General features: G+C 62.8%; 23 protein-coding genes. 10 read left to right on the top strand and 13 right to left on the bottom strand.

Features of this window, described 5'->3' with window-relative positions; translation table 11 throughout:
* Positions 1–267: 267 nt before the first annotated feature.
* A complete protein-coding gene (locus tag HMPREF2617_RS11345; protein WP_070840771.1) occupies positions 268–1,122 on the top strand; it encodes a hypothetical protein in 855 nt (284 codons plus the stop codon).
* 81 nt (positions 1,123–1,203) lie between these two features.
* Entirely contained in the window at positions 1,204–2,316 is a 1,113-nt protein-coding gene (locus HMPREF2617_RS11340) for an MFS transporter (protein ID WP_070568511.1), read from the top strand.
* Between the two features lie 52 nt (positions 2,317–2,368).
* Here the strand turns inward: HMPREF2617_RS11340 and HMPREF2617_RS11335 are convergent, their stop codons facing one another.
* Together HMPREF2617_RS11335 and HMPREF2617_RS11330 are read right to left on the bottom strand one after the other, a co-directional pair.
* Positions 2,369–3,016: an ABC transporter ATP-binding protein gene (locus HMPREF2617_RS11335; protein ID WP_070450720.1), complete on the bottom strand. Its 648-nt coding sequence runs from the start codon at positions 3,014–3,016 to the stop codon at positions 2,369–2,371.
* A complete protein-coding gene (locus HMPREF2617_RS11330; protein WP_371441310.1) occupies positions 3,016–3,972 on the bottom strand; it encodes an ABC transporter permease in 957 nt (318 codons plus the stop codon). Before HMPREF2617_RS11330 ends, HMPREF2617_RS11335 begins: the two co-directional genes overlap by 1 nt.
* Before the next feature lie 112 nt (positions 3,973–4,084).
* On the opposite strand from HMPREF2617_RS11330, the gene HMPREF2617_RS11325 reads away from it, so the two are divergent.
* From HMPREF2617_RS11325 to HMPREF2617_RS11305, 5 genes are all read left to right on the top strand, one after another.
* Positions 4,085–5,236, top strand: a complete 1,152-nt coding sequence (locus HMPREF2617_RS11325; RefSeq protein WP_070840769.1) for a sensor histidine kinase — start codon at positions 4,085–4,087, stop codon at positions 5,234–5,236.
* Entirely contained in the window at positions 5,233–5,835 is a 603-nt protein-coding gene (locus HMPREF2617_RS11320) for a response regulator (protein WP_070840768.1), read from the top strand. Before HMPREF2617_RS11325 ends, HMPREF2617_RS11320 begins: the two co-directional genes overlap by 4 nt.
* A 10-nt stretch (positions 5,836–5,845) precedes the next feature.
* A complete protein-coding gene (locus HMPREF2617_RS11315) occupies positions 5,846–6,388 on the top strand; it encodes a pirin-like C-terminal cupin domain-containing protein (protein WP_070484586.1) in 543 nt (180 codons plus the stop codon).
* Between the two features lie 76 nt (positions 6,389–6,464).
* Positions 6,465–7,889 carry a C4-dicarboxylate transporter DcuC gene (gene dcuC / locus HMPREF2617_RS11310; protein ID WP_070840767.1) on the top strand — a complete coding sequence of 475 codons (1,425 nt, stop codon included), beginning with the start codon at positions 6,465–6,467 and terminating at the stop codon, positions 7,887–7,889.
* Positions 7,890–7,912: 23 nt separating this feature from the next.
* Positions 7,913–9,244, top strand: a complete 1,332-nt coding sequence (locus HMPREF2617_RS11305; RefSeq protein ID WP_070568381.1) for an IS1096 element passenger TnpR family protein — start codon at positions 7,913–7,915, stop codon at positions 9,242–9,244.
* A gap of 36 nt (positions 9,245–9,280) precedes the next feature.
* On the opposite strand, the gene HMPREF2617_RS11300 is transcribed toward HMPREF2617_RS11305, so the two are convergent.
* From HMPREF2617_RS11300 to HMPREF2617_RS11290, 3 genes are read right to left on the bottom strand one after another with little or no spacing between them, the layout of a single operon-like run.
* The gene (locus tag HMPREF2617_RS11300) at positions 9,281–9,598 is read right to left on the bottom strand and encodes a DUF202 domain-containing protein (RefSeq protein WP_246816750.1); all 318 of its coding nucleotides are present in this window, start codon (positions 9,596–9,598) and stop codon (positions 9,281–9,283) included.
* Positions 9,595–9,957: a YidH family protein gene (locus tag HMPREF2617_RS11295; RefSeq protein ID WP_070840766.1), complete on the bottom strand. Its 363-nt coding sequence runs from the start codon at positions 9,955–9,957 to the stop codon at positions 9,595–9,597. Before HMPREF2617_RS11295 ends, HMPREF2617_RS11300 begins: the two co-directional genes overlap by 4 nt.
* Positions 9,954–10,445 carry a VanZ family protein gene (locus tag HMPREF2617_RS11290; RefSeq protein WP_070840791.1) on the bottom strand — a complete coding sequence of 164 codons (492 nt, stop codon included), beginning with the start codon at positions 10,443–10,445 and terminating at the stop codon, positions 9,954–9,956. The genes HMPREF2617_RS11295 and HMPREF2617_RS11290 overlap by 4 nt, the downstream gene beginning before the upstream one ends.
* Positions 10,446–10,468: 23 nt before the next feature.
* On the opposite strand from HMPREF2617_RS11290, the gene HMPREF2617_RS11285 reads away from it, so the two are divergent.
* Entirely contained in the window at positions 10,469–11,416 is a 948-nt protein-coding gene (locus HMPREF2617_RS11285; RefSeq protein ID WP_070840765.1) for an acrylyl-CoA reductase family protein, read from the top strand.
* Here the strand turns inward: HMPREF2617_RS11285 and HMPREF2617_RS11280 are convergent.
* From HMPREF2617_RS11280 to HMPREF2617_RS11270, 3 genes are all read right to left on the bottom strand, one after another.
* Entirely contained in the window at positions 11,406–12,458 is a 1,053-nt protein-coding gene (locus tag HMPREF2617_RS11280) for a DUF2189 domain-containing protein (RefSeq protein ID WP_070840764.1), read from the bottom strand. The two genes, HMPREF2617_RS11285 and HMPREF2617_RS11280, sit on opposite strands and share 11 nt — an antisense overlap.
* A 464-nt stretch (positions 12,459–12,922) precedes the next feature.
* The gene (gene leuS / locus HMPREF2617_RS11275) at positions 12,923–15,766 is read right to left on the bottom strand and encodes a leucine--tRNA ligase (RefSeq protein ID WP_070840763.1); all 2,844 of its coding nucleotides are present in this window, start codon (positions 15,764–15,766) and stop codon (positions 12,923–12,925) included.
* Positions 15,767–15,979: 213 nt separating this feature from the next.
* Positions 15,980–17,716, bottom strand: a complete 1,737-nt coding sequence (locus HMPREF2617_RS11270) for an ATP-binding protein (RefSeq protein WP_070840762.1) — start codon at positions 17,714–17,716, stop codon at positions 15,980–15,982.
* A 264-nt stretch (positions 17,717–17,980) separates the two neighbouring features.
* Between HMPREF2617_RS11270 and HMPREF2617_RS11265 the strand changes: the two genes are divergently transcribed.
* Positions 17,981–18,436 carry a hypothetical protein gene (locus HMPREF2617_RS11265; protein ID WP_070771137.1) on the top strand — a complete coding sequence of 152 codons (456 nt, stop codon included), beginning with the start codon at positions 17,981–17,983 and terminating at the stop codon, positions 18,434–18,436.
* A gap of 253 nt (positions 18,437–18,689) precedes the next feature.
* Positions 18,690–19,157, top strand: coding sequence for a hypothetical protein (locus tag HMPREF2617_RS11260; protein WP_070484567.1), 468 nt, complete (start codon positions 18,690–18,692; stop codon positions 19,155–19,157).
* A 133-nt stretch (positions 19,158–19,290) separates the two neighbouring features.
* Here HMPREF2617_RS11260 and HMPREF2617_RS11255 read toward each other — a convergent pair whose 3' ends face one another.
* From HMPREF2617_RS11255 to HMPREF2617_RS11235, 5 genes are all read right to left on the bottom strand, one after another.
* Positions 19,291–20,556, bottom strand: a complete 1,266-nt coding sequence (locus tag HMPREF2617_RS11255) for an amino acid permease (protein ID WP_070840790.1) — start codon at positions 20,554–20,556, stop codon at positions 19,291–19,293.
* Positions 20,557–20,987: 431 nt separating this feature from the next.
* Positions 20,988–21,245: a hypothetical protein gene (locus HMPREF2617_RS11250; RefSeq protein ID WP_070452853.1), complete on the bottom strand. Its 258-nt coding sequence runs from the start codon at positions 21,243–21,245 to the stop codon at positions 20,988–20,990.
* A gap of 13 nt (positions 21,246–21,258) precedes the next feature.
* Positions 21,259–22,500 (bottom strand): inorganic phosphate transporter, encoded by a 1,242-nt coding sequence (locus HMPREF2617_RS11245; protein ID WP_083316681.1) that lies wholly within the window; start codon positions 22,498–22,500, stop codon positions 21,259–21,261.
* A 144-nt stretch (positions 22,501–22,644) separates the two neighbouring features.
* A complete protein-coding gene (locus tag HMPREF2617_RS11240) occupies positions 22,645–24,006 on the bottom strand; it encodes an SLC5/6 family protein (RefSeq protein WP_070840761.1) in 1,362 nt (453 codons plus the stop codon).
* Positions 24,007–24,284: 278 nt separating this feature from the next.
* Complete coding sequence (locus tag HMPREF2617_RS11235) at positions 24,285–25,454, bottom strand: Fic family protein (RefSeq protein WP_070840760.1); 1,170 nt, start codon at positions 25,452–25,454, stop codon at positions 24,285–24,287.
* Between the last annotated feature and the right edge of the window lie 206 nt (positions 25,455–25,660).

Genomic DNA, 25,660 nt, shown 5'->3' with positions numbered 1-25,660 from the left:
GAGAGTTTCCTGAGTAGCACTAACTCAGCTTTCTCCAACCAGCACGTACGTTAATTAAGCACGGAATGAACCGTACTTGAGACGCAGGTCACCCTACTCACGAAGGGTGAATAGTTGGACATCTGCGCTACGCTTACTTATGTGTTAAATAAACGGAGGATCGCAGCGCTTGCCCTGACAGCTACTACAGCAGCGGCTGTCACTGCCGTGCCCTCCGCCGACGCGGCCACTGTAGGCAAGCCCGAAAACGGCGTGTGCTCATTGCAAATGAGCATTGCAGAAAAGGATTTCGCCGCAGCATTGCCGCGAGACCTTAGGAGCCCCCAAGCGCAGCAAAAACAGCAGTGGACCAACGCCTTCGAGGTAGCGTTCCCGGAAGCTGCGCCCATCGCACAAGAATTCCTCGAAGCATTCAACGGCCCATACTTCAGGCAGTTCCATGCCAACCGCAACGCTGAAACCGCCCGTTGGGAAGACCGCATCGCTGCCGCCGCAAATGTAGATCCGGCAGGCGCAAAGTGGTACTTCACCGAAGTCATGAACAGCGTGCTGGTATCCAGCGAAGACGGACTGGCGCTGGATCATGTTGAGTTCTGGCGTGTTGTGGATGACGCCCTTGAAAGTGGCACCATCAGCGCCACTGACCCACGCGACATTTACCCCTCCTTCCCGCAGGAAGTGAGCAACAGTCGTCTCGAGGGCGCTCTGGCAGACATGCCGGCAGACCAGCGCAAAAAGTGGGTAAACGCGCACGCCTCGTCCAAGGAAGCCATCGGCTCGGTCAATGCGGCACAGTTCCGCGATGCCTTCAAGAAGGCACGCGAGGCCTGCGCCAATGGTGGCGGCTCGGTCACTCTGCCCGTCGCTCCCAAGCCGACCACTCCGTACGACGTGCCACCGGTACAGCGCGGCAAGGACAAGCCTGGCAAGACCACAGAGCCGTCCACACCGACTGAGTCGAAGACCACCACCAACATCAGCGTTGACTTCTCCACCTCGGTTGAGCGCCAGAAGAACGAACCACAAGCGTCGATGCCTGTCGGTGCGATCATCGGCATCGTCGTCGCTCTGTTGACAATCATTGGTGGCGCTGGGGCAGCATTTGTCATGGGCGGGCGATAGGCGTAATTTGGCGCGGTGTCCAACACCGCGAAAACCCCCCAGAAAACCCCGGGCCAATTCCCCTTCGTACCACTGGCGGCGATGAGTTTCGCCGCCTTTGTTTATGTCACTTTCGAGATGTTCTCGGTGGGGCTCATCTCCCCGATGGCGCGAGACCTCGGCGTCTCCGAAGGCCAAATTGGCCTCCTCATGAGCGTCTATGCGGGCTTGGTCGCAGTGGTGACCATCCCGCTGATCCACTTCACACGCAGCGTCAATAGGCGTCCGCTGCTTATCGCCACTCTGGCGTTTCTCCTCGGCGGGATCGTGCTGCAGGCAACAGCCAGCAACTACTGGATGCTGGTGGCCGGGCGCGTCACCGCAGCATTTACACACGGCGTGTTCTGGTCGCTGGTCAACCCGATGGCGGCACGCATCGCTCCCGCCGGGCAGACAGGTAAAGCGGTGGCTGCGGTGTCCATCGGCTCTACCTTGTCGCTGGTTGCTGGCTCGCCGCTGACCACTGCGTTGGGCACGATGATCGGCTGGCGGGCGTCCACGTGGGTGCTTGGCGTAGCGACGATCGGCGCGCTGGTCACCCTGATCGCTACCCTGCCAAGCCTGCCGGCGGTGCCACCGGCGAACAGGGCGAAGGCGACGAACACGAAGTCCGCCATCCCTTCGCTTGTGGTGTACGTGCTGCTCGCGGTGACGGGTATCTTCTCCACCTTTACGTACTTGGCGCTGCTGGTGGAAGGCACCGCCGGCCACGCGTATGTGCCGTTCGGCGTGTCCCTGTACGGCATCGCGGGCTTGGTCGGCATCACGATCGCCGGCCGGAGGGTGGATAGCCGAATGATCCGGCTCAATGCCCTGGCCGCTGCCGTGATGGTGGTGTCCGCCATCGCAGGTTTGCTCGCGCTCGGTGCCGGAAGCGGCCTAGGCATGTTCGCGGTGATCGCCGTGTTCGGCATGGCCGCCGGTGCGCTGCCCACGGTGGCCACCACCATCTTCTTGCACGCAGGCCAGCGCAACCAGGACCTGGCAAGTTCGGTGTACGTGGTCACCTTCCAGGTCGGCATCGCATCCGGTTCCGCGGTTGGTGCTGCGGTGGTGGATGCGGGCTACTTGTCCGGCACCCTGATCTCTACCGGCGTGCTCGGCGCGCTGGCGTTTACGGTGCTGGCGCTGTGGTCGCGCACGCTCCTGCGCTAGCGCCAGCGATTAAAGCACCAGACATACAAACCCCAGACATATAAGCGCAGTCTTATGCGTAGACCGGGGTGCGTGCGTTGACGCCAACCTCGAAGACCTCGTCTCGCGGATTGATCAGCGAGCGGTCGTGGGTGACAAACCCGCAGGCAATGTTGCGCTCTTCAACCAGGTCACGCAGCAATTTCACAATCTCCTGGGAGCGATCGTGGTCGAGGGCGGCGGTGGGCTCGTCGGCAAGCAAAAGCTCTGGCTCACCCATCAACGCGCGGGCGATGCCGACGCGCTGGCGCTGACCGCCGGAGAGCTCGCCCATACGGCGATCGCCAAGACCCTCGAGGCCGACCTTGGCCAGGAGCTCGTCGGCACGGTCGGGGCGCGGCTTGATGCCGCGGATGTCGTCGGTGACCAGCAGCTGGTCGCGAACGTTGAGCGCGGCGATCAGGTTGGCCTGCTGGAAGATCATGCCGATCTTGTCGCGGCGCACATCGTTGTTCACCTCAACGCCGTTGAGCGTGGCGGTGCCGGAATCCGGTGTGATCAGGCCCGCGGCGACGGAAAGCATGGTGGATTTGCCGGAGCCGGACTCGCCAACAATGAAGGTCAGCTCGCCGGGCTTGGCGGTGAAGTTCATGTTGTCCAGCACGGTTCGCATTTCCTGGCCGTCCTGGAAGGCGACGGTGACATTCTTCAGTTCAAGCATTATGCGGCACCTCCAAGGGCCTGTTGAGGGTTAACTTTGGTGATGGAACGGGTGGCGATCAGTGCTCCGACCATGCCGAGCGCCCAGATGGCAACTGGCGGGGCGACGGCGGTGAGTGCGGTCAGGGAGAACGGTGCAGCGCCCTGCATCGCCAGCCCGAGGCCGAAGGCGACCACGCCTCCGATCAGCGCACCTGCACCGAGCAGCACCGCGGACTGGCCGAGTGCGTCCTTGAGCAGGTACTTGTTCGATGCGCCGATGGCCTTCAGGATGGCCAGGTCGCGGGTACGCTGCATCGTCCACACGGTGAGGAACGCGACGATGACAAGCGCGGCGATGGCGTAGAGGAAGCCCTGGATGAGCTTCAGCGAGCCCTGCTCAGAGGAGTACGCGGGCAGGCCCTCGAAGGACTCCTTCAACGACACACCGCCGCCGACCTCGTGGTCGGCGAGCAGCACGGTGCCGTCGGCGTCGGTGTGCATGATCTCTTTCCAAAAGTCCGTGGGCACCCACAGGACAGGGGAGTGGGAGAACGCCAGGTCCTCGCCGATTGCACCGACGGTGATGGCCTTGCCGGCGACGGTGATCTCCTCGCCCTGCTTGAGTTCAAGGCCCGGCGCGGCAACCGCCTCCTTGCCCAGCGTCTGGCCGCCCGGCAGCACGGTGCCTTCCGGCAGGGACAGGATGGACACTGCGGCGTCTTCGCCGTTTGCCTTGGTCAGCAGCATTTGGCTGGTGCCAAGCGGGGTCATGCCGTCGCGAGCCTCCACGCGCGAGGTGGTAAACGACAGGTCTTCCGGGTCCTGGAAGACAACGGATTCCGGCTCGAGCGCTTCAAGTGCTGAGGTGTTCTGCTTGCCCAAGCCTGCGGTCAGGCCGGTCAGCACAACCACCAGCAGGGTGATCAGGGTGACCGTGCCCACGATCAGCCCGAAGCGCCCCTTGGCCGACTTCATTTCTCTCAAACCTACGAACATGACTCCGATTATGGCTTTGACCTGCACTGTTTCACATCGGGCGGGCGGTTGAAATCCCAATCAACCGATCGGTTGATCTACGCTCAGTCCTATGTTGTCCACGACCCGGATTCTGGATTTGTTGCGCGTGAGCTTGCACGTGCTGGTCGCCGTATTGCTTGTGGTGGGTCTTATGGGGCAATTGCGTATCGACGACCCCCTGCCCGGCCTCGTTCTCTCCACCGTCTTCGCCGCTGTGTACATGGCGGGCACGGTGTGGCACTACGAGGGCCGGGCCTATCCAAGTTGGGCGCCGTACGCGTGGCTGGCGGTCGTGGCCGCGCTGTGGGTGGGGCTGGTGCAGGTTTCCGCGGACTTCGTGTGGCTGGAGTTTCCGCTGGTCATGCTGGCATGCGTGATTCTGCCGCGATGGTGGGAATTGGTCGCTGCGGCCGGCTTACTGTGTGTGTCCCTGGTGGCGGTGGCAGCGCCGGGTGGAAATATCGGTGCGGTGGTGGGGCCGTCGATAGGCACGGTGCTCGCGGTGTTCATCGTGCACGCGTACCGGGCGCTGCGTGCGGAGGCGGACCACTACAAGCAGATGGCGGAGGATCTGCGCTCGGCCCAGCGGGAGCGCGCCGCGGCGGAGCATGCGGCGGGCGTGGCGCAGGAGCGAGCACGCCTGGCGCGCGAGGTGCACGACACGATGGCGCAGGGGCTCAGTTCGATCGTGCTGCTCGGCCGCGCGCTGGATAAGCAGCTCGGCGACGACGCCGCGGCGCGCGAGACCCTGGACGTGATTCGCTCGACGGCGGCGGACAACCTGGCGGAGGCGCGCCGCTTCGTCAAAATCAACTCGGCGGACACGGTCTCGGTTGAAGACAAACCCCAGCGTGTGGCACTTCCGACACGGTTGGAGCGGCTTGCCCAGGCGGCGTCGGACCGCCAGCGCGCGCTCGGCGAGCCACTAGAGGTGCAGGTCAATGCGGTGGATCTGCCGGAGCCGGCGGCGTCGGTAGCTGAGCGCATGGTGCGCGAGGGGTTGAGCAACATCGTGCGCCACGCGGGCGCATCTAAGGCGGTGATCACGGTGGATAAGCTGGGCGCGACCGCAACCATCGACGTCTTTGACAACGGCCGCGGCATCTCCGGCAAGGAGGGCTACGGGCTCAAGGGCCTGCGCGCCCGCGTGGAGGAGATCGGTGGGGAACTTTCGGTGGAGGGCAACGTCCTCGCCGCGACACTGCCTGTGGAGGAGCAATGACGCTGCGCGTAATGCTTATCGACGACCACCCGGTCGTCCGCGCCGGCCTTCGCGCCGTTCTCAACTCGTTCGGCGACATGGAAGTGGTGGCTGAAGCCGCCGACGGCGACGCCGACGTGCCCGAAGGCGTGGACGTGGTGGTCTCCGACATTCAGATGCCCGGCGCGTCCGGAATCGACCTGACCCGCCGTTTGGTCAAGGCGGGCGGGCCGCCGGTGCTCATCCTGACCACCTACGACACGCAGGCCGACGTGGTCGCGGCGGTGGAGGCCGGCGCGATGGGCTACCTGCTCAAAGACGCGCCGGAGGATGAATTGCATGACGCGGTGGTGCAGGCGTCGAAACGCAAGCGCGTGCTCTCTCCGCAAGTGGCGAATGTGCTGGCAGACCGCCTGGTCAACCCCGACGAGGCTCTGTCCGCCCGCGAGATCGAACTGCTTCGCGCACTGCAGACGGGCGCGTCGAACCGGGAGATCGCCGAACAGCTCTTCATCTCCCAAGCCACGGTGAAAACCCACCTGATCCACATCTATACAAAGTTGGGCGTGGACAACAGAACAGCTGCCGTAGAGCAAGCTCGGCAGCGTCGCATCATCTAGTGTGTCCCGTATGACTTTCATCGAGCTGCATACTGGGCCCTGGCGCGCCAGTACCTGCTTACTGGGGCTCAGCGGCCCGCATGACGCGCCAGTTGGCTTGGCCAGCCTGACCTGGCGCCATAACGGCTCGCTGCGTACCGGCGACGATTTGGACCGCCCTCAAGGGCAGATGTTCATCGAGGCAGATGCGTTGCCCGCCCGCCAGCAAATCGCCGAACCTGAGGCGTTTCCGCTGCGTACCGTGACCACTCGAACCGCCGGCGAGGCGTACGTGTTCATCGGTGAAATGTTCGGCCGCAAAGGAGAAATTGAGACGCTCACGCCGTGTGTCGCAGCGCAGATGACGCTTGCCACGGACGCTGAACTTGCGATGACGCTCAACCCTGACTTCGAGTACGCCATCATTGCCTGCGACGGCGATATCGAGGTCAACCGCTCCTCGGTGGTCTCTCACTCCCACATGCTCATTGGTCCGGGTGAGCGCACGCTCGGTTTGGAGAACCGTTCCGAGCATTTCACCCACGTGCTGGTGTTAGGTGGCCTTCCCGAGTAACACGAACCGGGGAGATCTTGCCCACATATAGGCCACTTACCGTGCAGACATGCGGTAACAGCGCAATAATCGGATAGTGCTATATATTCTGATTGCTGTCTTGGCCGTCGCTGCCGTCGGCTACTTCATTTACAAAAAAGTCCACGCCGCCTCCGCCATTTTCGCAGTCGGTGTGCTGCTGCTCATGATCGCCGCCGCAACCGGCCGCATCGACTACGCCTCAACCGAGTTCGAATCTTCCGGCAACGCGTTCTACGACGAGTTGCTCATCATCGAGGCCCTGTTCAAGTCCCGTTTCGCCGGCACCGGCATGGCAATTATGGTGCTGTTCGGTTTCGTCGGCTACATGCGCCACATCGGCGCCGACGCAAAAACCGTAGTGGCACTGTCTAGCCCGCTGCGTCGCTTCAACGGCTCCTACTGGCTCGTACCCATCGGCTACTTGGTGGCGACGCTGCTGTCGTTCGTGGTGCCCTCTGCCAGTGCGTTGGCGCTGTTGCTCGTGGCCACGCTCATGCCGGCGTTGATCGCTGCCGGGCTGACTCCGCTGACGGTGGGTGCGATCGTCGCTACGGCCTCCACTATTGCCCCGTCCCCGCTGGAGGCGGGCCTGATTCAGGCCGCTGACCTGACCCGCATGACGGTCACCGAGTTCACCTTCGGCAACGTGGCTAAGGCCACCATCCCGGGCCTGATCGTCATCGCGTTTGTGCACATGTGGTGGCAGCACCGCTGCGACAAGAAGGACCTGGTCAAAGCCGGTGCCGCCGCAGGCGAGGCCGACCTGGAGGCCGCGAAGCACGAAGAGTCCGACCGCCGCATCCACGAAGCCATGGAGCGCGCCGAGGGCCTGCCGGGCTTCTACGCCATCTTGCCGCTGATGCCGCTGCTGCTGATCATCGTCTCCGCAATCCTGAACCGCCTGGACATCGTCGGTTTCGAGGCCGGCATTCTCCCCGTGACCGTCGTGTCGCTCATGCTGACCATGATCATCGAGGCCATCCGCCTGCGCGACGTGAACTACGCCGCGGATTCCCTCCAGGACTTCTTCAAAGGCCTCGGCGAGGGCGCCGCAGGCGTGGTGTCGCTGATCGTCGCTGCCGCCATCCTGGTGGAAGGCATCACCCAGATGGGCGTTATCGAGGGCCTGACCAGCCTCGCCCAGGCGTCCTCGGGTGCTGCGATCCTGATGGTGCTGGTGTTCGTCATCGCCACCTCCGTCATGGCAATGCTCACCGGTTCCGGCGTGGCCCCGTACTTCGCGTTCTCCGAAATGGTGCCGGGCATCGCGGCCGACTCCGCCGTGTCCGCCCCGCAGATGCTCACCTCCATTTGGGCCGCCTCCAACACCATGCGCCAGGCTTCCCCGGTCAACGCTGCGGTGCTTATCGTCGCTGGCGCACTGAACGTGAACCCGGTTGACGTGGTGCGCCGCACCCTCGTGCCGTTGGCAGCGGGCATGGTCACGTCGGTGGTGTGCGCGCTGTTGTTCGTCGTGTAGCAAAAGTCCGTATTGTTTCCGGTATGACTGTCTCAGTGCTGATCACCGTCGAAGACTCTTCGCCGGAAATCTCACGTTGCTTCAACGTTGACCCCGACATGACGCTCGGCGCGCTCGCCGAGGTCATCGACGCATCCCTCGGGTTCTCCGGCGCGTCCTCGCACCTGTTCGTGGGCAAGCACGGCACGCAACGCGAGGTGTACGCCGAAAGCCCCGGTGCGGGTGAGCAGCACGAAGACACCATCACGGTCGCTGAGATGGAGCCGATGACCTACATTTACGACGCGGCGGCCGACTGGTCCATCCACGTCGAAGTCCTCGGCCCCTCCCACATCGATGCGCCAACGCCGATGCTTGTCGACGCCGCCGGCCCCGACGTCATCGAAGCCTGCAACGGCCCCGCCATGATGACCGAGTTCCGCCGCCAGGCCCGCCTGCTCGCCGCCGGTATCGAACCCGACGTGGACACCGTCACCTTGCTGTTTAGCTTCCTGCCGGTCATGCCGCCGGAGCGCATGCTGGACCGGCTGACCTTCGCCGACCCGGTCACGGTCGCCTCCCGCATGGCCAACGTCGCCGAGGAGCAGTTTTTCGACGAGATGGCCGCCGCCGAATCCGAGGGTCTAGGCCTGGCGGAGCGCTTTGACAACTTCATCAACTCCCAGCCCGGCCTGCGCGAAATCCTGGACGTGGACCCCCACCCGGAGCGCAACCCGGCGATGATCTCAGCCGTGACCGACTTCTTCAACTCCGTCCTCGGCGAAGGCACCGATTTCCCCGAACTCGCCGAACTGGCCAGCCTGCCCGGCTTCGCCGGCCTGCCAGGGCTCGAAGGGCTCGAAGGGCTCGAAGGGCTTCTCGACGACACCGATGACCTCGAAGCCCCCAACTCCCTGACCTTGGTGTTCGGCGACCTGATCAGCCTGTTCATCGCCAGCGTGCCCTACAACGTGGGCGAGCTAACCCCCGAGGTATCCCGCGAGATCCGCGACATCACAGCGCTGCCGTTCCCGGGTACCGTCGTCGATTTTCTTCTCGACGCCGGCTTGTTAAAGAAGCGCCACGAAATCCTCACCCCCACCAAAGCGGGCCTGACCTTCCTCAGCAGCGACGACGCCGTCGCCGCCAACGCCGACAACCTGCGCCGCTTCTTCGAATCCGTCATGGGCGCAGACCTGTGGCGCGCCACCGTCGACTGGTTCATCGGCGAGCCCCAGCCCAACCCCGACATCGACGACTACATCCCGTGGCTTTACGGCTTCTGCGTCGTCGAAGAGTACGAACCGGGCCGCTCCGGGCTTTCCGACGAAGGCCGCGCCATGATGCACCTCCACCGCGCCTACTACGAAGGCTAGGTCTAGACCCCGCCCGGTTGGCCCCGCCCGGTTAACTCAGGCGAGCACCAGGTAGAGCCCCACCACGGCAATGCCCAGCATCATCGCGGTGAGAATGGCGATGGGGGCGGTGTTCGGGGCGCTGCGCTCGTCGGCAAGAGCAAATGCGTCGCGCCTGTACAGCCGGCGGTTGAGCAGCCCGATCGCCACCGCGCCGAGCGAGAGCGCACACACCGCGAACACGATCAGCTCCGGGTAGGCATCCGCCCAGCGCAACAGCGTCGCCGCGCACACCAGCATGGCAAGGCCGGTACGCGTCCAACTCATCGCGGTGCGCTCCGGCTGCAACCCCGGGTCCGCGACGACGATGCTCACAGCAGGCTCACCCCGACCACCACCGCGGCAGCAAATACGCCGATGCCCAACACCGGCACGATCGCCGGCGCCGGGATGGGTTTGCCGTGGCGCAAGGCGCGTTCGATCCGTACCCAACGCACCGCCGCACCTGCGGAAATAGCCATCGAGATCACGATGATGGTGGCGGCGGCGATGGAGCGCACGGTGTCGTCGATACGCGGAAGCTCAAACGCCTCCAACGCAATCCCGCCCGCCAAAAACGCGAGCGCAGTACGCGTCCACGCGAGGAACGTGCGCTCGTTGGCCAAGGTGAAACGCGGATCCGGCTCGTTGCCATCCGGAAACACCCGCCGGGTAAACCAACCACGCTCACTCATGCGCTCAACCCTAGCGCCGCATACACCGTCAGGAGAACCACCCCAACCGCAGCGATCACCCACAAAATCGTGTTTCTTTGCGACGACACCCTCGCCCACACCGCCCCCAACAACGCACCCGCCGTGTTGCAGATGACATCGTCCGTATCGCTATACCCCCCCCCGCCGAGGTACTGCGCCGTCTCGATGCCCAGGCTGAACAGCGTGCCTGCCGCGAGCGCCCTCACGATCGAGCCCCGATACGCCACGAACCCCACCGGAATGAACAGCGCAATGTTGCCGAACAAGTTCAGCCACGGCCCCCACCACACGCGCGCATACGTGAACGTCTGCAACGGATTGAGCCGGATCTGACTGATCTGGTGCGACTCCGCCGCCCACACTCCCGGGATCGACACGAAAGCCTTACCCACCGTAAACGCAAGCACGACAACGACAGTCACCACTGCCGCGGCGACCGTTGCCGGTCTACTTCTGGTCGTATTCACCCGCCCCACGCTAGACGCACGTTATGCTGGCGACCATGAATAGCACCTTGCTGGTTACTGACAATGGCCCCCAGATCGTAGAAACCCGCGATGAATACGCCGGCGAAGGCGACACGCTGATCAACGTCTCGCACTCGTCGCTGAACTACAAAGACGCAATGGCACTGTCCGGCAACCGCGGTGTCCTGCGCGAACTGCCGCGCGTCCCCGGCATCGACGCGGTGGGCACGCTCGAGGACGGCACGCTGGTCACGGTGAACGGCCGTGGGCTGGGGGAGCGCCGTCACGGTGGCTACACCCCGCGCGTGCGTATCGACGACACCCACATCACCCGCGTCCCATCCCGCTTCACCGCCGAGGACGCCGCCGCCATCGGCACCGCCGGCTACACCGCAGCGCTCTCCGTCGCGGCGTTCGAGCGCGCCTCCTACTCCGTGGACGGCCCCATCCTGGTCACCGGGGCGACCGGCGGCGTCGGCTCCATTGCCGTGTCGCTGCTCGCGGAGCGCGGCCACGAGGTCTGGGCGCTCACCGGGCGTATCGACGAACACAGCACCTGGCTGCGCGAACTCGGCGCCACCGAAATCCTCGACCGCGCCGACTTCACCGGCAAAGGCAAACCGCTGCAGAAGGCGCGCCTCGGCGGCGTGATCGACACCGTCGGCTCCGACATCCTGGCCAACGCCCTGACCCAACTGCGCTGGGGCGGCGTCGCCACCGCATGCGGCATGGCCGCCGGCAACGACCTGCCCGCCTCCGTCCTGCCGTTCATCCTGCGCGGTACCCAACTGATCGGCGTGAACTCCGTCGACACCCCCAACGACCTTCGCGACGAAGCCTGGGCACTCCTCGACACCTCCCTCAACACAAACGCCATCCGCACCGAAACAATCGGATTGGATGGCGTCATCGAAGCCGGCCAGGCCCTGTTGGAGGGCCGGGGCGGTGGAAGGGTCGTCGTTAAGCTGTAGGCTCCTGCGGCACCGGACCAGCCGAAATCTGCCGGTAGCCGTACGCCAACGCGAGCATCGTCGCCGGCAAGGTCACAATCAAACCAAGACCAAACGGGATCGCACCAATGAGGTTGATCAAACCAGCCAACACCGCGAAGCCCAACAGACGGCCATAGTTACGCGCACCCGCCTTGAAACCGCCGGTGAACGCCTGGCCAAACGTGCCATTGTTGTCACCCGCGAACCACGGCTGCAGCATAAACAGCGGGCTGATCAGCAGCATCACCAACAAACCAATGCCGAATGCCGCCATCACCGGGCCCATCACCGCAAAGAACGTCTCCGGGTCATCCATGATCGCCTCCGGGTTCTCCGGGATCATCGTCGGATCGATCGCCGAAAACGCACCAATGCCCAGCGCCGTCAGCAGCACCGTCATGCCAAGCATGGCGATGACCGACAACAACACCGACATGCCCAGCGTCTTACCAAACGTCGGCGACTTCACATCCCCGAAGTTCAGGTTGCGCGCCAGCGTCGCCTGCAACGCCGCACCAATCATCCACGGGCCGAACACCGTCGTGCCGCCCACCTGAATCCAGGTGCCCACCGTCGGCACAAACTGCACCGCCACGCTCAGCAGCAGGTACACCACGCCAAGCGGCAACCACAGCTTCGGGTTGCCAAACACGGTCTTGAAGCCCCAGCCGATCGCCTCCAAAATGTTCAGCTTGCCGGTGCCCTTCACATGCGACCAGCCGTTATTCGCCGGGTCGTTAATCGGGTGCGGGCTCACACCATCGCCCGGAACGTTGTCCGTCAACTGCTGGCCATGGAACCGCAACGCCGTGTTGCCCGCCATCGACGCCGCCGAATTGACCTCAAACGCGCTGTAGTCGCTGTAGCCGTTTTGGTAGTTGCCGGCTTGGTCGGCGTAGTTGCCGGCGTCGGCGGGGTCGGCGTAACTGTCGTAGCTCGGGTAACCCCCGTCGTTCTCCGGGTGGCTTCCTTGCGGATACTGCGGATACGGCTCGAAGCCGTCATCGTTCGGAGTGGACATTGATGTATTCCTTCATCGGATAGGTATCAGTTTTGCCCAGCCGAGTTTAACAACCCTGCGCGGTGGGACGCCGGACCGGAACGTTGGCGCTGCCCGGGCCGCCTCCTGACAAACTTTGCAAAATCTGTCAGGAACGTTTTCTGACCTGCACGTTTACCGGCGCCTGACAGATTCCGCCGTGATCTGTCAGCCGGACGGGGCGGTGGGGCCGGGCCCGCGGGTCGGGGTGAGGCGGCGGGGCGCCCGGGGTGAGGCAGGCCGGGCATTTTGGGCATCACCGGCAAAATAGTTCCCGGGCGAGGAACTTTCTTCGTCCGGCGGGCTAAGAAAATTCACTACGCCCAGGACAGGTCGGCGCGGGCACAAAAAAGTTCCCCGGATTCGGCCGAACCGGGGAACTTTTTTTGGGAAGGGTATGAGAAAGGGTAGGGCAGCAGAACCCGAGCAGAACCCGAGCAGAACCCCTACTTGACCACGAGGTTGACCATGCGGCCCGGGATCGCGATCACCTTGACTACGGTCTTGCCGTCCACCAAGGCGGCGACGCGGTCGTCGGCAAGGGCGGCGGCTTCGAGGTCGTCCTTAGAGGCGTCGGTGGCCACGTCGATGCGGGCCTTGACTTTGCCGTTGATTTGGACGGGGACCTCGACGGTGTCGTCGGTAAGCCATTGCTCGGCGAACTCCGGGAACGGCTCGAACGTGATGGTCTCGGGGTGGCCGAGCAGGGACCAGAGTTCTTCGGCGATGTGCGGGGCGAGCGGCGAGACCATCTGGACCAGCGGCTCGACGGCGTCGCGAGGGGCGCCGGACGGGTAGGTCTTGGTCAGGTAGTTGACGTACTCGATGAGTTTCGCGGCGACGGTGTTGTCGCGAAGGTGGGCGTAGTCGTCGCGTACGCCGGCGATGGTGCGGTGGAGGGCTTTGAGGTCGTCTTCCGTCAACGAAGCGTCCACCACGGTGACCTCGCCGGTGGCCTCATCCACGACCAGGCGCCAGAGGCGCTGCAGGAAGCGTTGTGCGCCGACGACGTCCTTGGTCGCCCACGGGCGGGAGGTGTCGAGCGGGCCCATGGACATTTCGTAGACGCGCAGGGTGTCGGCGCCGTAGTCTTCGACGACCTCGTCGGGTGCGACGGAGTTCTTCAGGGACTTTCCCATCTTGCCGTATTCGCGGTTGACCTCTTCGCCCTGGTAGAAGAACTTGCCGTCCTTCTCCTCGACCTCGGCCGCGGGGACGTAAACGCCGCGGGAGTCGGTGTAGGCGTAGGCCTGGATGTAACCCTGGTTGAACAGGCGGCGGTAGGGCTCCTTGGAGGTGACAAAGCCGAGGTCGTAAAGCACCTTGTGCCAGAAGCGCGCGTACAGCAGGTGCAGCACGGCGTGTTCGACGCCGCCGACGTACAGGTCAACGCCGCCTGGGTCGTTGGCGCCGTGCTCCTCGGGGCGCGGGCCGGTCCAGTAGCGCTCGTTCTCAATGTCCACCAGCGCATCCGTGTTGGTCGGGTCGATGTAGCGCAGTTGGTACCAGGAGGAGCCGGCCCATTGCGGCATGACGTTGGTGTCGCGCCAGTACTTCTGCTTGCCGTGGCCCAGGTCCAGTTCGACCTCGACCCAGTCGGTGGCCTTGGCCAGCGGCGGGGCGGGTTCGGAGTCGGCGTCTTCGGGGTCGAAGGCGACGGGGTTGTAGTCCTCTACCTGCGGCAATTCGACGGGCAGCATGTCTTCCGGCAGGCCGTGCGCCTGGCCGTTTTCGTCGTACACGATGGGGAATGGCTCGCCCCAGTAGCGCTGGCGAGCAAACAGCCAGTCGCGCAGTTTGTACTGGATTTTCTCGGAGCCCTTTTGCTTATCGACGACCCACCCAAGGGCCGCTTCAATCGCCTCTTCCTTGCCCATACCGTTGAGGTCCAGGCCGGAATCGTTGGCGGAGTTGATGTGGGTGGCGTCGCCGGTGAAGGCGGCTTCGGACACGTCGCCGTCGAGAACAGGCGTAATGGGCAGGCCGAAGACGGTGGCGAACTCGTAGTCGCGCTCGTCGTGGGCCGGGACCGCCATGATGGCGCCGGTGCCGTAGCCGGTGAGCACGTAGTCGGCGATGAAGATCGGGACCTGCTCGCCGTTGACCGGGTTGACCGCGTAGGTGCCCAGGAACACGCCGGTCTTTTCCTTGTTTTCCTGGCGTTCCACATCAGACTTGGCAGCGATGGAGCGCAGGTAGGCGTCGACAGCTGCGCGCGGGGTGGCTTCGCCGTTGGTCCAGCGGGTGTTGACGTCGGTGGGGTAGGAGTCGGCCACGAGGTCGTCGACAAGCGAATGCTCGGGCGCGAGCACCACGTAGGAGGCGCCGAACAGGGTGTCGGGGCGGGTGGTGAAGACGGTGATGTCGCCAGCGGGCGATTCGAACACCACGTCCGCGCCGCGGGAACGGCCGATCCAGTTGCGCTGCATGCTCTTGACCTTCTCCGGCCATTCAAGCAGGTCAAGGTCGTCGAGCAGGCGGTCGGAGTAGTCGGTGATGCGCATCATCCACTGGCGCAGGCGCTTGCGGAAGACCGGGTAGTTGCCGCGCTCGGAACGGCCCTCGGCGGTGACCTCCTCGTTGGCCAGCACGGTACCCAGGCCCGGGCACCAGTTGACCATGGAGTCGGAGAGGTAGACGAGGCGGAACGCGTCGATAGCCTTGTGCTTCTCCTCGGTGGTCAGGTCGCGGAAGTTGCGGCCGTCCTTTGTCTGGCGAGCGCCGGACATGAGGTCGCGCACGAGCTCCTCGATCGGGCGGGCCTTCTGCTGCTCCTCGTCGAACCAGGCGTTGTAGATCTGCAGGAAGATCCACTGCGTCCACTTGTAAAACTCCGGGTCCGTGGTGGCCACAGAGCGGCGCGGGTCGTGGCCAAGGCCCAGCATGGCCAGCTGGCGACGCATGTTGGCAATGTTCGCCTCAGTGGTCGTGCGCGGGTGGGTGCCGGTCTGGATGGCGTACTGCTCCGCCGGCAGACCAAACGCGTCATAACCCAGCGTGTGCAGCACGTTCTTGCCCAACATGCGGTTGTAGCGCGCGTACACATCCGTAGCGATGTAACTCAGCGGGTGGCCGACGTGCAGCCCCGCACCCGACGGGTAGGGGAACATGTCCTGAACGTTGAGTTTATCCTTGGGCAGCTCGGTCTGGCCTTGCGACGCTTGCGGAGCAAGGTCACCAACCGGGTTGGGTGCGTAAAACGTCTGGTTGTCACGCCAGTACGCCTGCCACTTCTTCTCGATCTCATTGGCCAGCTCGGCCGTATAGCGGTGCGGGGTCGCCTCAGTCATGGTTATGCAGTGTAGTGAACAGGCATTGCTTATCTGCGACCTCCGCCCCGAACGCCATTTCCCCAGGGAATTGTTTTCGGGGTCGTTTTTGGGATGTGAAAGATATAGAAAAGATATAGCGGGCGTTTAGACGAGCCGTTTTGCCAGTTGCCGCAGGTCAGCGAATTGTTTCGATATCTTTCTATATCTTTCGGAATTGTTTTCTGCGCGGATTTACGCGCGAATCCAGCGGGTGCCGCGGCCACGAGGGGGACCTTCCGGATCAATCTTTGCCCTACCGAGGCTTCGAAGGTGTCGCAGGATTCTGCCCGCCTCTGCAACGCTGACGCCAGTTTGATCGGCGATGTCGGCGGACCGGAGGGTTTCGCCGTCGAGAAGCTTTGCTTCGATCCATTCCTGAATACTTACCGTTGCCAGTTCGCCAGCCTGGCCCAAGTTGAGAAGTTTCCGAGCCTCGCCGCTGAGTGTCCATTCGTTTGCGTCGGCTACGGAATCGAGGAGGCCGCGGTCCACGAGGTCGTCCATGAGCTCCCTGACCTCAAGCGATGTGAGCTGGGTTTTCTGCACTGCGGTCGTTGCCGTGATGAGTGCTGCGGAGTTGAGGTGCCACAACACAATCAACGACGCCACACTATCGACGACAACCTCTCCGTAACGCTTCGACAGCCGCCTCAGCCCCTTGATGAAGTCCACGTCCGGTTTTTGTGCAGCCAGAATCACTTGGACGTTCACATCGGTTGCGATAACCTCCGGCTCACTGCGTCCGGTTCGGAGCATGGTCGCCCACATACGGTCAAAACCACGAGAGCTTTCTTCCGCCAAGCCGAGCGTGCGCATTGCCGCCATCAGCCGGTTGTTCCGCGGAACCGAGGACGTAGATAGGAGTTTGTCCCGGGTCACACCTGGCGGGAGTGGGCCAGGGGAGGTGACTTTAAGCGTTCGATTGGACTGCTCGACAACCACCGGGCCGGGCAGTCGCCAGTCGCGGTGAATGAATGCATTCGCAACAACTTCATCAACGGCCTGCTCGGGAAAACGGCTGATGGCAACCTCTTCACCGTCGTCAAACTGGACCCGTTCAATCTCAGTGTCACCGTTTTCGGTGATCAGTCGGCGAAGGCGTGGCAGTGCCAGCAAGACCGGATCAGAAATCAACGTCGCTCGGGGTTCCTCACCCGGCAACGTCCGCCAAAGGTGGCGCACAACCACGTCCGTTGGCTCTGGACTGGCCAAGAGAATCTCGCCGGCACGTTTAAGTTTGCCGTCGTCACGCAAAAGCCCAAGCTCCCGCAACAGTCCGCTTGTGGTCTGAGGGACGGCAGCATCGAGGCCGCGCGCCCGGCGGTGTTCGCGGAGCATCCTGCGTGCCTCGTCAACTACCGCTAACGGCAAGTCGTCTATCGAGATATCGGCTGGTCCGTTTGAGTAGTCCGGGTTGCGACGTGCCGCGTCGATAGCGCGTCGCTCCTCTTCCATGATCTCCTTGCAGGAGAATTGGCCGTCTACGGTGCGTTTCTTCGCAGCGCCGTCGCTACGCGTGTACAACGCCCGCGCTTCAGGGACGTGAATAACAACGAGCCTTGCGCCCCACGCATCCAACGTCGTGACCTGGACGTTCATGTTGGGATTGGTCTTGACGAAGATCCGGTGAGTGATCTTTTCTTCATCCAGTTTGGTACCCGTAAACGCTTCCCTCCCGGGAACCTTGTCGGCGACACCCACCACGATGTACCCCATGGCTGCTTCCCCGTTCGCCATGCAGACGGCCTCATCCACCAACTTGTCGACGAACCGCTCCCTCTCCGCCTGTCCTCCCCCTCGAGCAGCGGGGTCCTCCTTGAACTCCAAGATGAGCGACTCCTGCGAGTCCGCCGTTGCCCCGTCATTGATCGCCTGAAGCGCATCACGCACGTTTGGGAGAAGATCATCCCAGGCAGATTCTGTAACCATGGTGCGATTGTACATTTCCCCAGGGAATTGTTTTCGGGGCCGTTTTTGGGATTTGAAAGATATAGAAAAGATATAGCGGGCTTGCGGGCAGGCATCTACAGCCGTTTCCCCAGGTCAGAGAATTGTTCCGATATCTTTCTATATCTTTCGGAATTGTTTCCTGCGCATTTATTCGCCCCAAAATGTCCCTACATTACAAATTAATAACGACAACTGGCTATATTGATAGCTGTTCATAACTCCCCTCTAAGACTTGGAGCTCCCGTGAAGAAGATCGCCGCAGCCACCCTGGCAGCAACCATGACCCTTTCCCTCGGCGCTGTTCAGGCCAACGCCGCAACCAACGAGATGCGCGGCACGGGCGACGACCGCGTCTGCGTTCTGACCCTCGATGGCCAGAAGAACAAGATCGAGGTCGCACCGGCCAAGGTTGACGAAAAGGTCAAGGACATCCTCCCGGACAACACGAACGGCCTGGTGCGCACCAGCGCTGACCTCGGCCAGGCTTTCGGCTCCTCCGACCAGGAGCTCATCAACGGCGCCAACAACCTCGAGGCCATCGACGCCTGCAAGAAGGGCGTGGACTACAAGACCGCCGATATGACCGCGGGCAAGAAGGCTGCCATCATCGGCTCCACCGTGCTCGCTGTGATCTTGGCAATCGCTGGTCTGGCATCGCCGTTCGTCGGCCCGATGATCCAGCAGTTCCTCCCGCGCTAATCTTTGCGACGACACCAAGCGGCCGTTCCTCACCGAACGGCCGCTTTTCCGTTGCCCGGCGCCGATAGTTGGTGGGCCCCCAGTTGTCCGCAATGCGGAGTCCGCAACGCTAGCGGCACCTGCAATGCCTGCAGTGCCCCGAACAGGGGTGACGAAATTCCCTTTCGGCGACCGTAATTGTCACCCGCCACACATGGGAATATCTTCATAAGTGGAATCTGTTTTTCCCCTGTCCAAGAATTGGAGTTTCTCTGTGAAGAAGATCGCCGCAGCCACCCTGGCAGCAACCATGGCCCTTTCCCTCGGCGCTGTTGACGCCAACGCTGCGTCCAACACGATGACCAAGGTCCAGGGCCGCAACGCCTGCAACATGACCTTTGACAAGCCGTCCAACATCGAATACACGAACGGTCTCAAGGACCCGGTCAAGGTTAAGAAGCTCCTGGACTCGGATAAGGCCAATAACCTTATCGACTCCGCCCAGACCTCCTCCAAGATTGGCGAGGCTTTCGGCTCCTCCGACGAGACCTCCGTCAATGACGCAAATAACCTCGCTGCACTCCGCGCTTGCGCCCAGGGCGAGACTTTCAAGTCCCAGCCGATCACTGACAGCGAGAAGGCCGGCATCATCGCAGGCACCGTCATCTCCGCTCTGGTCCTGATCGGTGGCGTTCTCGCCCCGGTCGTCGGCCCGATGATCCAGCAGTTCCTGCCGTTCTAATTTCGCCTTAGAACACCAAAGCCGCTCCGGCTACGACCGGAGCGGCTTTTTTCGTTGGCACATACCAACGGTTGGCGCGAGCCCAATTATCCGCAATGCGGAGTCCGCAACCCCCGTGCGGACCCTGCGCGCGTCACATAAACATCTGCCAGATGGCGACGCCCATGATGATCACGCCGAGGACGAACACGAAGATCGTTTCGGGTTTGTTGGCAAAGCGGTGGAAGGCCTTGGCGTTGCGGAAGAGCAGCATGGGCACGATGTACACCAGGAAGGTGATGAATACGCCGCCGACGACCGAGATCAGGTCCAGGATGGACGGGTTGACCACGGCTGCAGCAACGGTGGTGACGAACACGAAGACGTAAATGCCCCAGCGCATTGCCTTGGGGCTGATGCGGTCCGCGAACTTCGGGGCGACGGCGCGTACCAGGTAGGTGGTGCCTTCCTCCGCGCCCATGACGTGGCCGAAGTAGGACGAAGCGATCGCGCACAGGGCGACGATGGGGGAGAGCACCGCCAGGAACGGCGCGTGGGTTTCGTTGGCCAGGTAGGACAGCACGGGGATGTTTTGCTCGCGGGCGGCGTCCATGCCGTCGGCGCCGAGGGCGAGGCTGCAGGACCAGACAAAGAACATGGTGAAGCCGACGAGCATGATCGCGGAGATGGCTTCGATCTTGGAGACGAGCTTTTCGGTGGCCTTCTCGTCGCCATCGAAACGCTTCTGCGCGTCGAGGGCCGCCTGGGAGATCGCCGGCATGTGGCTAAAGGAGAACACGAAGACCGGCAGGATCAGCAGCAGCGCCTGCCAGGTTGGGGTGTCGGACTGGTAGGAGCGGAAGCTGGCCAGGTCCCACTGGGGGATGAGGTAGATGGACACGGCCGCGAGCGCGATGATCAGCGGGTAGACCAGGATGTTGGCAAACGCCAGGGTCGCCTTCTTGCCCATGGCGTAGGCGCCGGTGAGCACACCCACGCACAGCGCCGCCAGGACCCAACGCGGCAGCTGCGGTCCGCCGAGTTGGTTGACCAGGAAGCTGTCCATCGTGTTGGTGATACTCACGCCGTAGATCAGCACGATGGGGTAGATGGAGAGCCAGTACATCAGGCCGGTCATCAGCCCGCGGGTGCGGCCGGACAGCGCGGTAACCACCTGCAGGACGTCGAGGCCCTTCACCGGGGAGGCCGACACGATGCGCGAGTAGGTGCGGTGCGACATGAACACCATCGGCAGCGCCAGCAGCGAGATGAAGATGAGGGGGAGGATGCCGAACGATCCGGCGTCAATAGGCAGGAACAGAATGCCCGCACCGACTGCGGTACCGAACAGGGTGATCGCCCAGGACAGGGTGCTGCCGTCGGGCGCGTCAGCGGCACGTTCGGCCTTGATTTGCCGCATGTCCGCATCTGTCAGATGGTCTAAGTTAAATTCACGCGCTGGTGTGGTCAATGTCGCCTTCCTCGTTAGGGGGTGTCATACGCCACACGGATCATAGACCACGCCCTTGCTTATCGACGAAAGACGCCCGCGGCCCCAAACCTCGGGGACGCGGGCGTACATGCCGTTTACCGCTTATGCGCGGGGGAGGACTGCCAGCGGGGACACGTCGATGCGCGTGGCAAGGCCACGGTCCTCATCGCGGAACCACGCGCGAATCTGGTCGAACAGGTTCATCATGCGGGTTCACCTCCTTTCAAAGCGTGAAGGTTGTTCACCTTCCGTTCATCTTGAGGCAACCCTAGGCCGGGCCAAATAGTTTGTCAACACCAACGATTGGCCCGTGCGAATAATCCCTGCATACGCACTAAAAATTAATGTGACGCATGTGACTAGAGGAACGGATATGGGTCCCATCCGGTGAAGTACTCAATGCGCTCGCGAGCGATCAACAGAATCGCTGCCACCACCGCCACCAGCACCATAGCTAGGAACACCCAGCCGATCACCCGGCGCGCACCCACGGGTGCCGTGCCGTCCTCCTCAGGCGACAGGAAGTGGATGCTCAACGAGAACAACGCCGGCAGGCCAGCGCCGAGCAGCAAGCCGGTGCCGAGCACCATCAACAGAGACTTCAGAATTTCAAGCATGACCTATACCTCTTTACTGGTGGTCCAGGCCGCGGGTCGTATCCACGATATGGGCGGGTTCGCCGCGGTGGGGGGTGGTGGGTTCGTCGATAAGCGAGTCGCTCTCCCAGTCATCGTTGACATTGTCGCGGTGCACCGGCTCGCGCTGCGCCACGATGAACATGTAACCGCCGCAGATCACAAGCACCACTGCCAACATGATGCCGCCCCACACGGGGTCGCCACCAAGATCCGAGACCCAACGGGCCGCCCACCAGGTGACGAACGCGACGAACGCGGCGATCGGCAGGGTGGTGATCCACGCGATGGCCATGCGGCCGGCAACGCCCCAGCGCACCTCGCCCTTCGGGCCCGTCAGGCCGGAGCCCATGATGGAACCGGTGGCGACGTGGGTCGTCGACAAGGCCATGCCCAAGTGCGACGACGTCAGAATGATCGCCGCCGACGACGTCTCCGCAGCCATACCCTGCGGCGGGTGAATCTCCACCAGACCCTTGCCCAGGGTGCGGATCACGCGGAAACCACCCGAGTAGGTGCCAATCGCGATGGCGAGCGCACAGGACGCCTGGATCCAAAACGGCATCGTGTGATCCGAATCAAACTGACCCGCGGCCACCATGGCCAGGAAGATCACACCCATCGTCTTCTGAGCATCCGACGTACCGTGCGCCAACGCCACCAACGACGCCGTACCAATCTGGCCCCAACGGAAGTAATTGTCGCGGTGCTCCTTCTCCGCATTCGACGTCAGGCGGTACACCAGCCAGGTGCCAATCATTGCGACGAGACCAGCCACGAACGGCGCAAACAACGCCGGCAGGATGATCTTGTGCAGCACGCCGCCCCACACGACGCCCTGCCAGCCAATCGCCGCGATCGCCGCGCCAATCAGGCCGCCGAACAGCGCGTGTGACGACGACGACGGGATGCCGTACAGCCACGTAAACAAATTCCACAGAATGGCGCCCGTCAGGCCCGCGAACACGACCAGCAGGAGCCGCTCCGACTCAACCGTGTCGCTGAGGTCAAACACGTCTAGCTTCACAATGCCGTTGGCCACGGTCTTGGCCACCGCTACCGACAAGAACGCGCCGATGAGGTTCAAAATGCCAGCCAACGCCACAGCCGTCTTCGGCTTCAACGCGCCAGTAGCAATCGACGTCGCCATCGCATTCGCGGTGTCATGGAAGCCATTTGTGAAATCAAAAAACAGCGCCACAACAATAATTAGGACGAGGAGGATAGTGATGCTCACATCCTGGCATTATGCGCCCTAATTAGCACTTAAGAAACTCACGGTCGCGCCATTAACCTCCCGTTTACCAAGCCCTTTGGTGCTACTTTGCTTTACCTGGGGGTTTCCGGCCTACGGCACCTAGCGTTCACCTTCTGGGGGTAGTTAGCCAGCCACGATGTTCCACACAGTGACACCCATGATCACCAACCCCACCACGAGCACAAAGATCGTGTCCGGGCGACGCGCGTAGTGCTTAAACGCCACCGCCTTATGGAACAGCAACACCGGCATGATGTAGACCAAGAACGCAACGAAAATGCCGCCGACCACCGAAATCATGTCCAGAATCGACGGGTTCGCCACCGCCACCAACACCGCGGTGACAAAGACGAAGATGTTGACGGACCAGCGCAGGGTGGTCGTCGATACGCGAGACGCAAAGCCCGGCGCGACCACGCGCACGAGATAGCCGGTGCCCTCCTCCGTCCCCAGGAGGTGACCGAAGTACGACGTGACAATCGCAGCGATGGCAATGATCGGGCTCATCCACGCCATGAACGGCGTATCCGTCTCATTGGCCAGATACGACAGCACCGGCACATTCTGCTCGCGCGCCGCATCCATACCCTCCGCGCCGAGCGACAGCGCGCACGACCACACGAAAAACATGGTGAACGCCACCAGCATCAGCGCGGTGACCAACTCCACCTTGGACACCTCACGCTCGACAGCCTCAACGTCGCCGTCCTTCTTCTTCTGCACATCCAACGCGAACTGGCTCAACGCCGCCATGTGGCTGAACGAAAACACCAACACCGGCAGAATCAGCAGCAGGCCCTGCCACACCGGAACATCCGACTCGTAGCCACGGAAACTGGCAAAGTCCCACCGCGGAATGAGATACAACGACACCGCCGCAAGCGCAATGATCAGCGGATACACCAGTGCATTCGCGATCCACAGCGTGATTTTCTTGCCCAACGCGTAGGCACCCGTCATGATGCCCACCGACACCGTGGCCAGCACCCACCGGTCCACCTGCGCGCCACCCAACTGATTGACGATGAAACTGTCCAGCGTGTTCGTAATCGAAATGCCGTAAATCAACACCGTGGGATAAATCCCCAGCCAATACAGCACCGCGGAGACGAACCCCCGCTTGCGGCCCGTCAGCGCCGTAATCACCTGCAGCACATCCAGGCCCTTCACCGGCGACGCCGCCACAATGCGCGCATACGTCCGATGCGAGAAAAACACCATCGGAGCAATCAGCAACGTAGCGACGACCAACGGCCAGAACCCGAAACTCCCCGCATTAATCGGCAGAAACAGGATGCCCGCACCCACACCCGTGCCGAAAAGCGTGATCACCCAACGCATAAACGAACCGTCGGGCTCGTCACCCTCGCGGTGCTCCTTGATCTGGTCAATGTCCGCGTCGGTGAGGTTGTCCGCGTCGAACTCGTCACGCGCGAGCTCCAGGTGTTCATCGCTGTACTGCTCCGGCAGCTCCGCGTTAGTCATAAAGAATTACGGTACAGGCGCCTCCGGCACGCTGCGTGTTTTTGTGCGGTGGGGTTGTCGGTGGATCGTGCGGAACGCCAAGGTGAGTCGGGGGCGTTACGTTCATATGCAGGGCTCGATATGCGTAAGTGCCGGTCAGAGCGTTTTCCGAAATTTCGGCCGGTTTTCCCAGAAACGCCGTGACCAGGGGTTACGCATATCGAGACCTGCATATGAAGCCTGGAGGGGCAGGGTGAGAGCCGAAACGGAAACTGGTAACAACGCAACCGCGGCCAGCGCTAGGTTCGGCGGCCGGCGCGGTCGGCGAACTCGTCGAGAAGTTCGAGCACGTCGGGGGAGCGCCACCCGCGTTGGCGCTTATCTAACTGCGCGGACACGGCGATCCCGTCGACTTCCAGGCGCTCGAGTGCGTTGCGGGCGGTCTCCGCTGACACGCTGAACTCTGCAGACACGGCGGCGGTTGTCAGTACGGGACGCTGCACGAGGAGGTCGAGGACTCGCCAGGCGAGGGCATCGGCACGTGCGGTGAGCAGGCCGTTCCACTCGTTGCGGATCTGCGTGAGCTCTTCTGCCAACCGCGCTCCGCGCCGTGCGGCTTCGATCGATGCCCGGGCGAACAGTTGGACGATGCCATCGACATCACCAGCGCGGTACGCGTCCAGTGCTGCGAAATATCGTGTGGTGTCGGTGAGGAGGCTGGCAGAGATGGGCAGTGCGGTGGTCGTCGCTAAGCAACGGCTCCGCATTAACACGTGGACGAGCGCTCGCCCTGTGCGGCCGTTGCCGTCGGCGAACGGGTGGATCGTTTCAAACTGCGCGTGCGCAATCGCCGCCTGCGCCAGCGCCGGCATGTCGTCGCGCTGCATGAACGCGCCGAGGTCCTTCATCAACGCCTCGAGGTGGCGGTGGTGCGGCGGAACAAACAGAGCGCCGGCGGGGGAGTGGTCGCTACCGCCGATCCAAACCTGCTGGTCACGCAGCCGCCCTGCGATGTTTGGAGAAGACTGCCCCAACAGAATTCGGTGCATCTCCACGATCCCCTGGACGTCCGCCCGCGCGTTCTCCACCGCCGCCGCCATCTGCCGTGTGTTGGCCACGATGAGGTTCGCGTTGGCGCTGCCTCGTCCAGTCACCTCGGCTTCCAGCACTTTCCTTGCCGACGACGTCAGCTTCTCAATCCGACTCGACGCCACCGACTCGCTCCGCAACAACAACGGCGTAAACGGTACGACCCGGTGTGCCTCGGTGGCGTCGAAACGAACCGTCTCAATCGTTGCTGCGTCCAGGACCGTCTGCGTCTCCTGCGACAGTGCAACGCGTTCGTTGGCAATGCGTGGCACCACGGCCGCTGCGTATTGACGCGGCGCATTCCGAATCGCCCGCCGCGAGTACGCAGCAGGCGACGGTGTCCACGGCAGCGTCTCGCTACCAACCTTGGGCCAAGTCATGATTTTGACGCTACCACCAAACTTTTGGCCTTAAGTTTGGTGGTTTTCGCGGACCGCCAAGGTTTCGGTGGCCTCGCCGGGCCGCCCGTTTCGGTGGCCTCGCCGGGCCGCCCGTTTCGGTGGCCTCGCCGAACCGCCCGTTTCCGTGGCCTCGCCGAACCGCCTGTTTCCGTTCATATGCAGGGCTCGATATGCGTAAGTGCCGG

The organism is Corynebacterium sp. HMSC070H05 (genome assembly GCF_001837615.1).
Taxonomy (GTDB): domain Bacteria; phylum Actinomycetota; class Actinomycetes; order Mycobacteriales; family Mycobacteriaceae; genus Corynebacterium; species Corynebacterium coyleae.
This window is presented reverse-complemented; position numbering and strand designations above follow the sequence as displayed.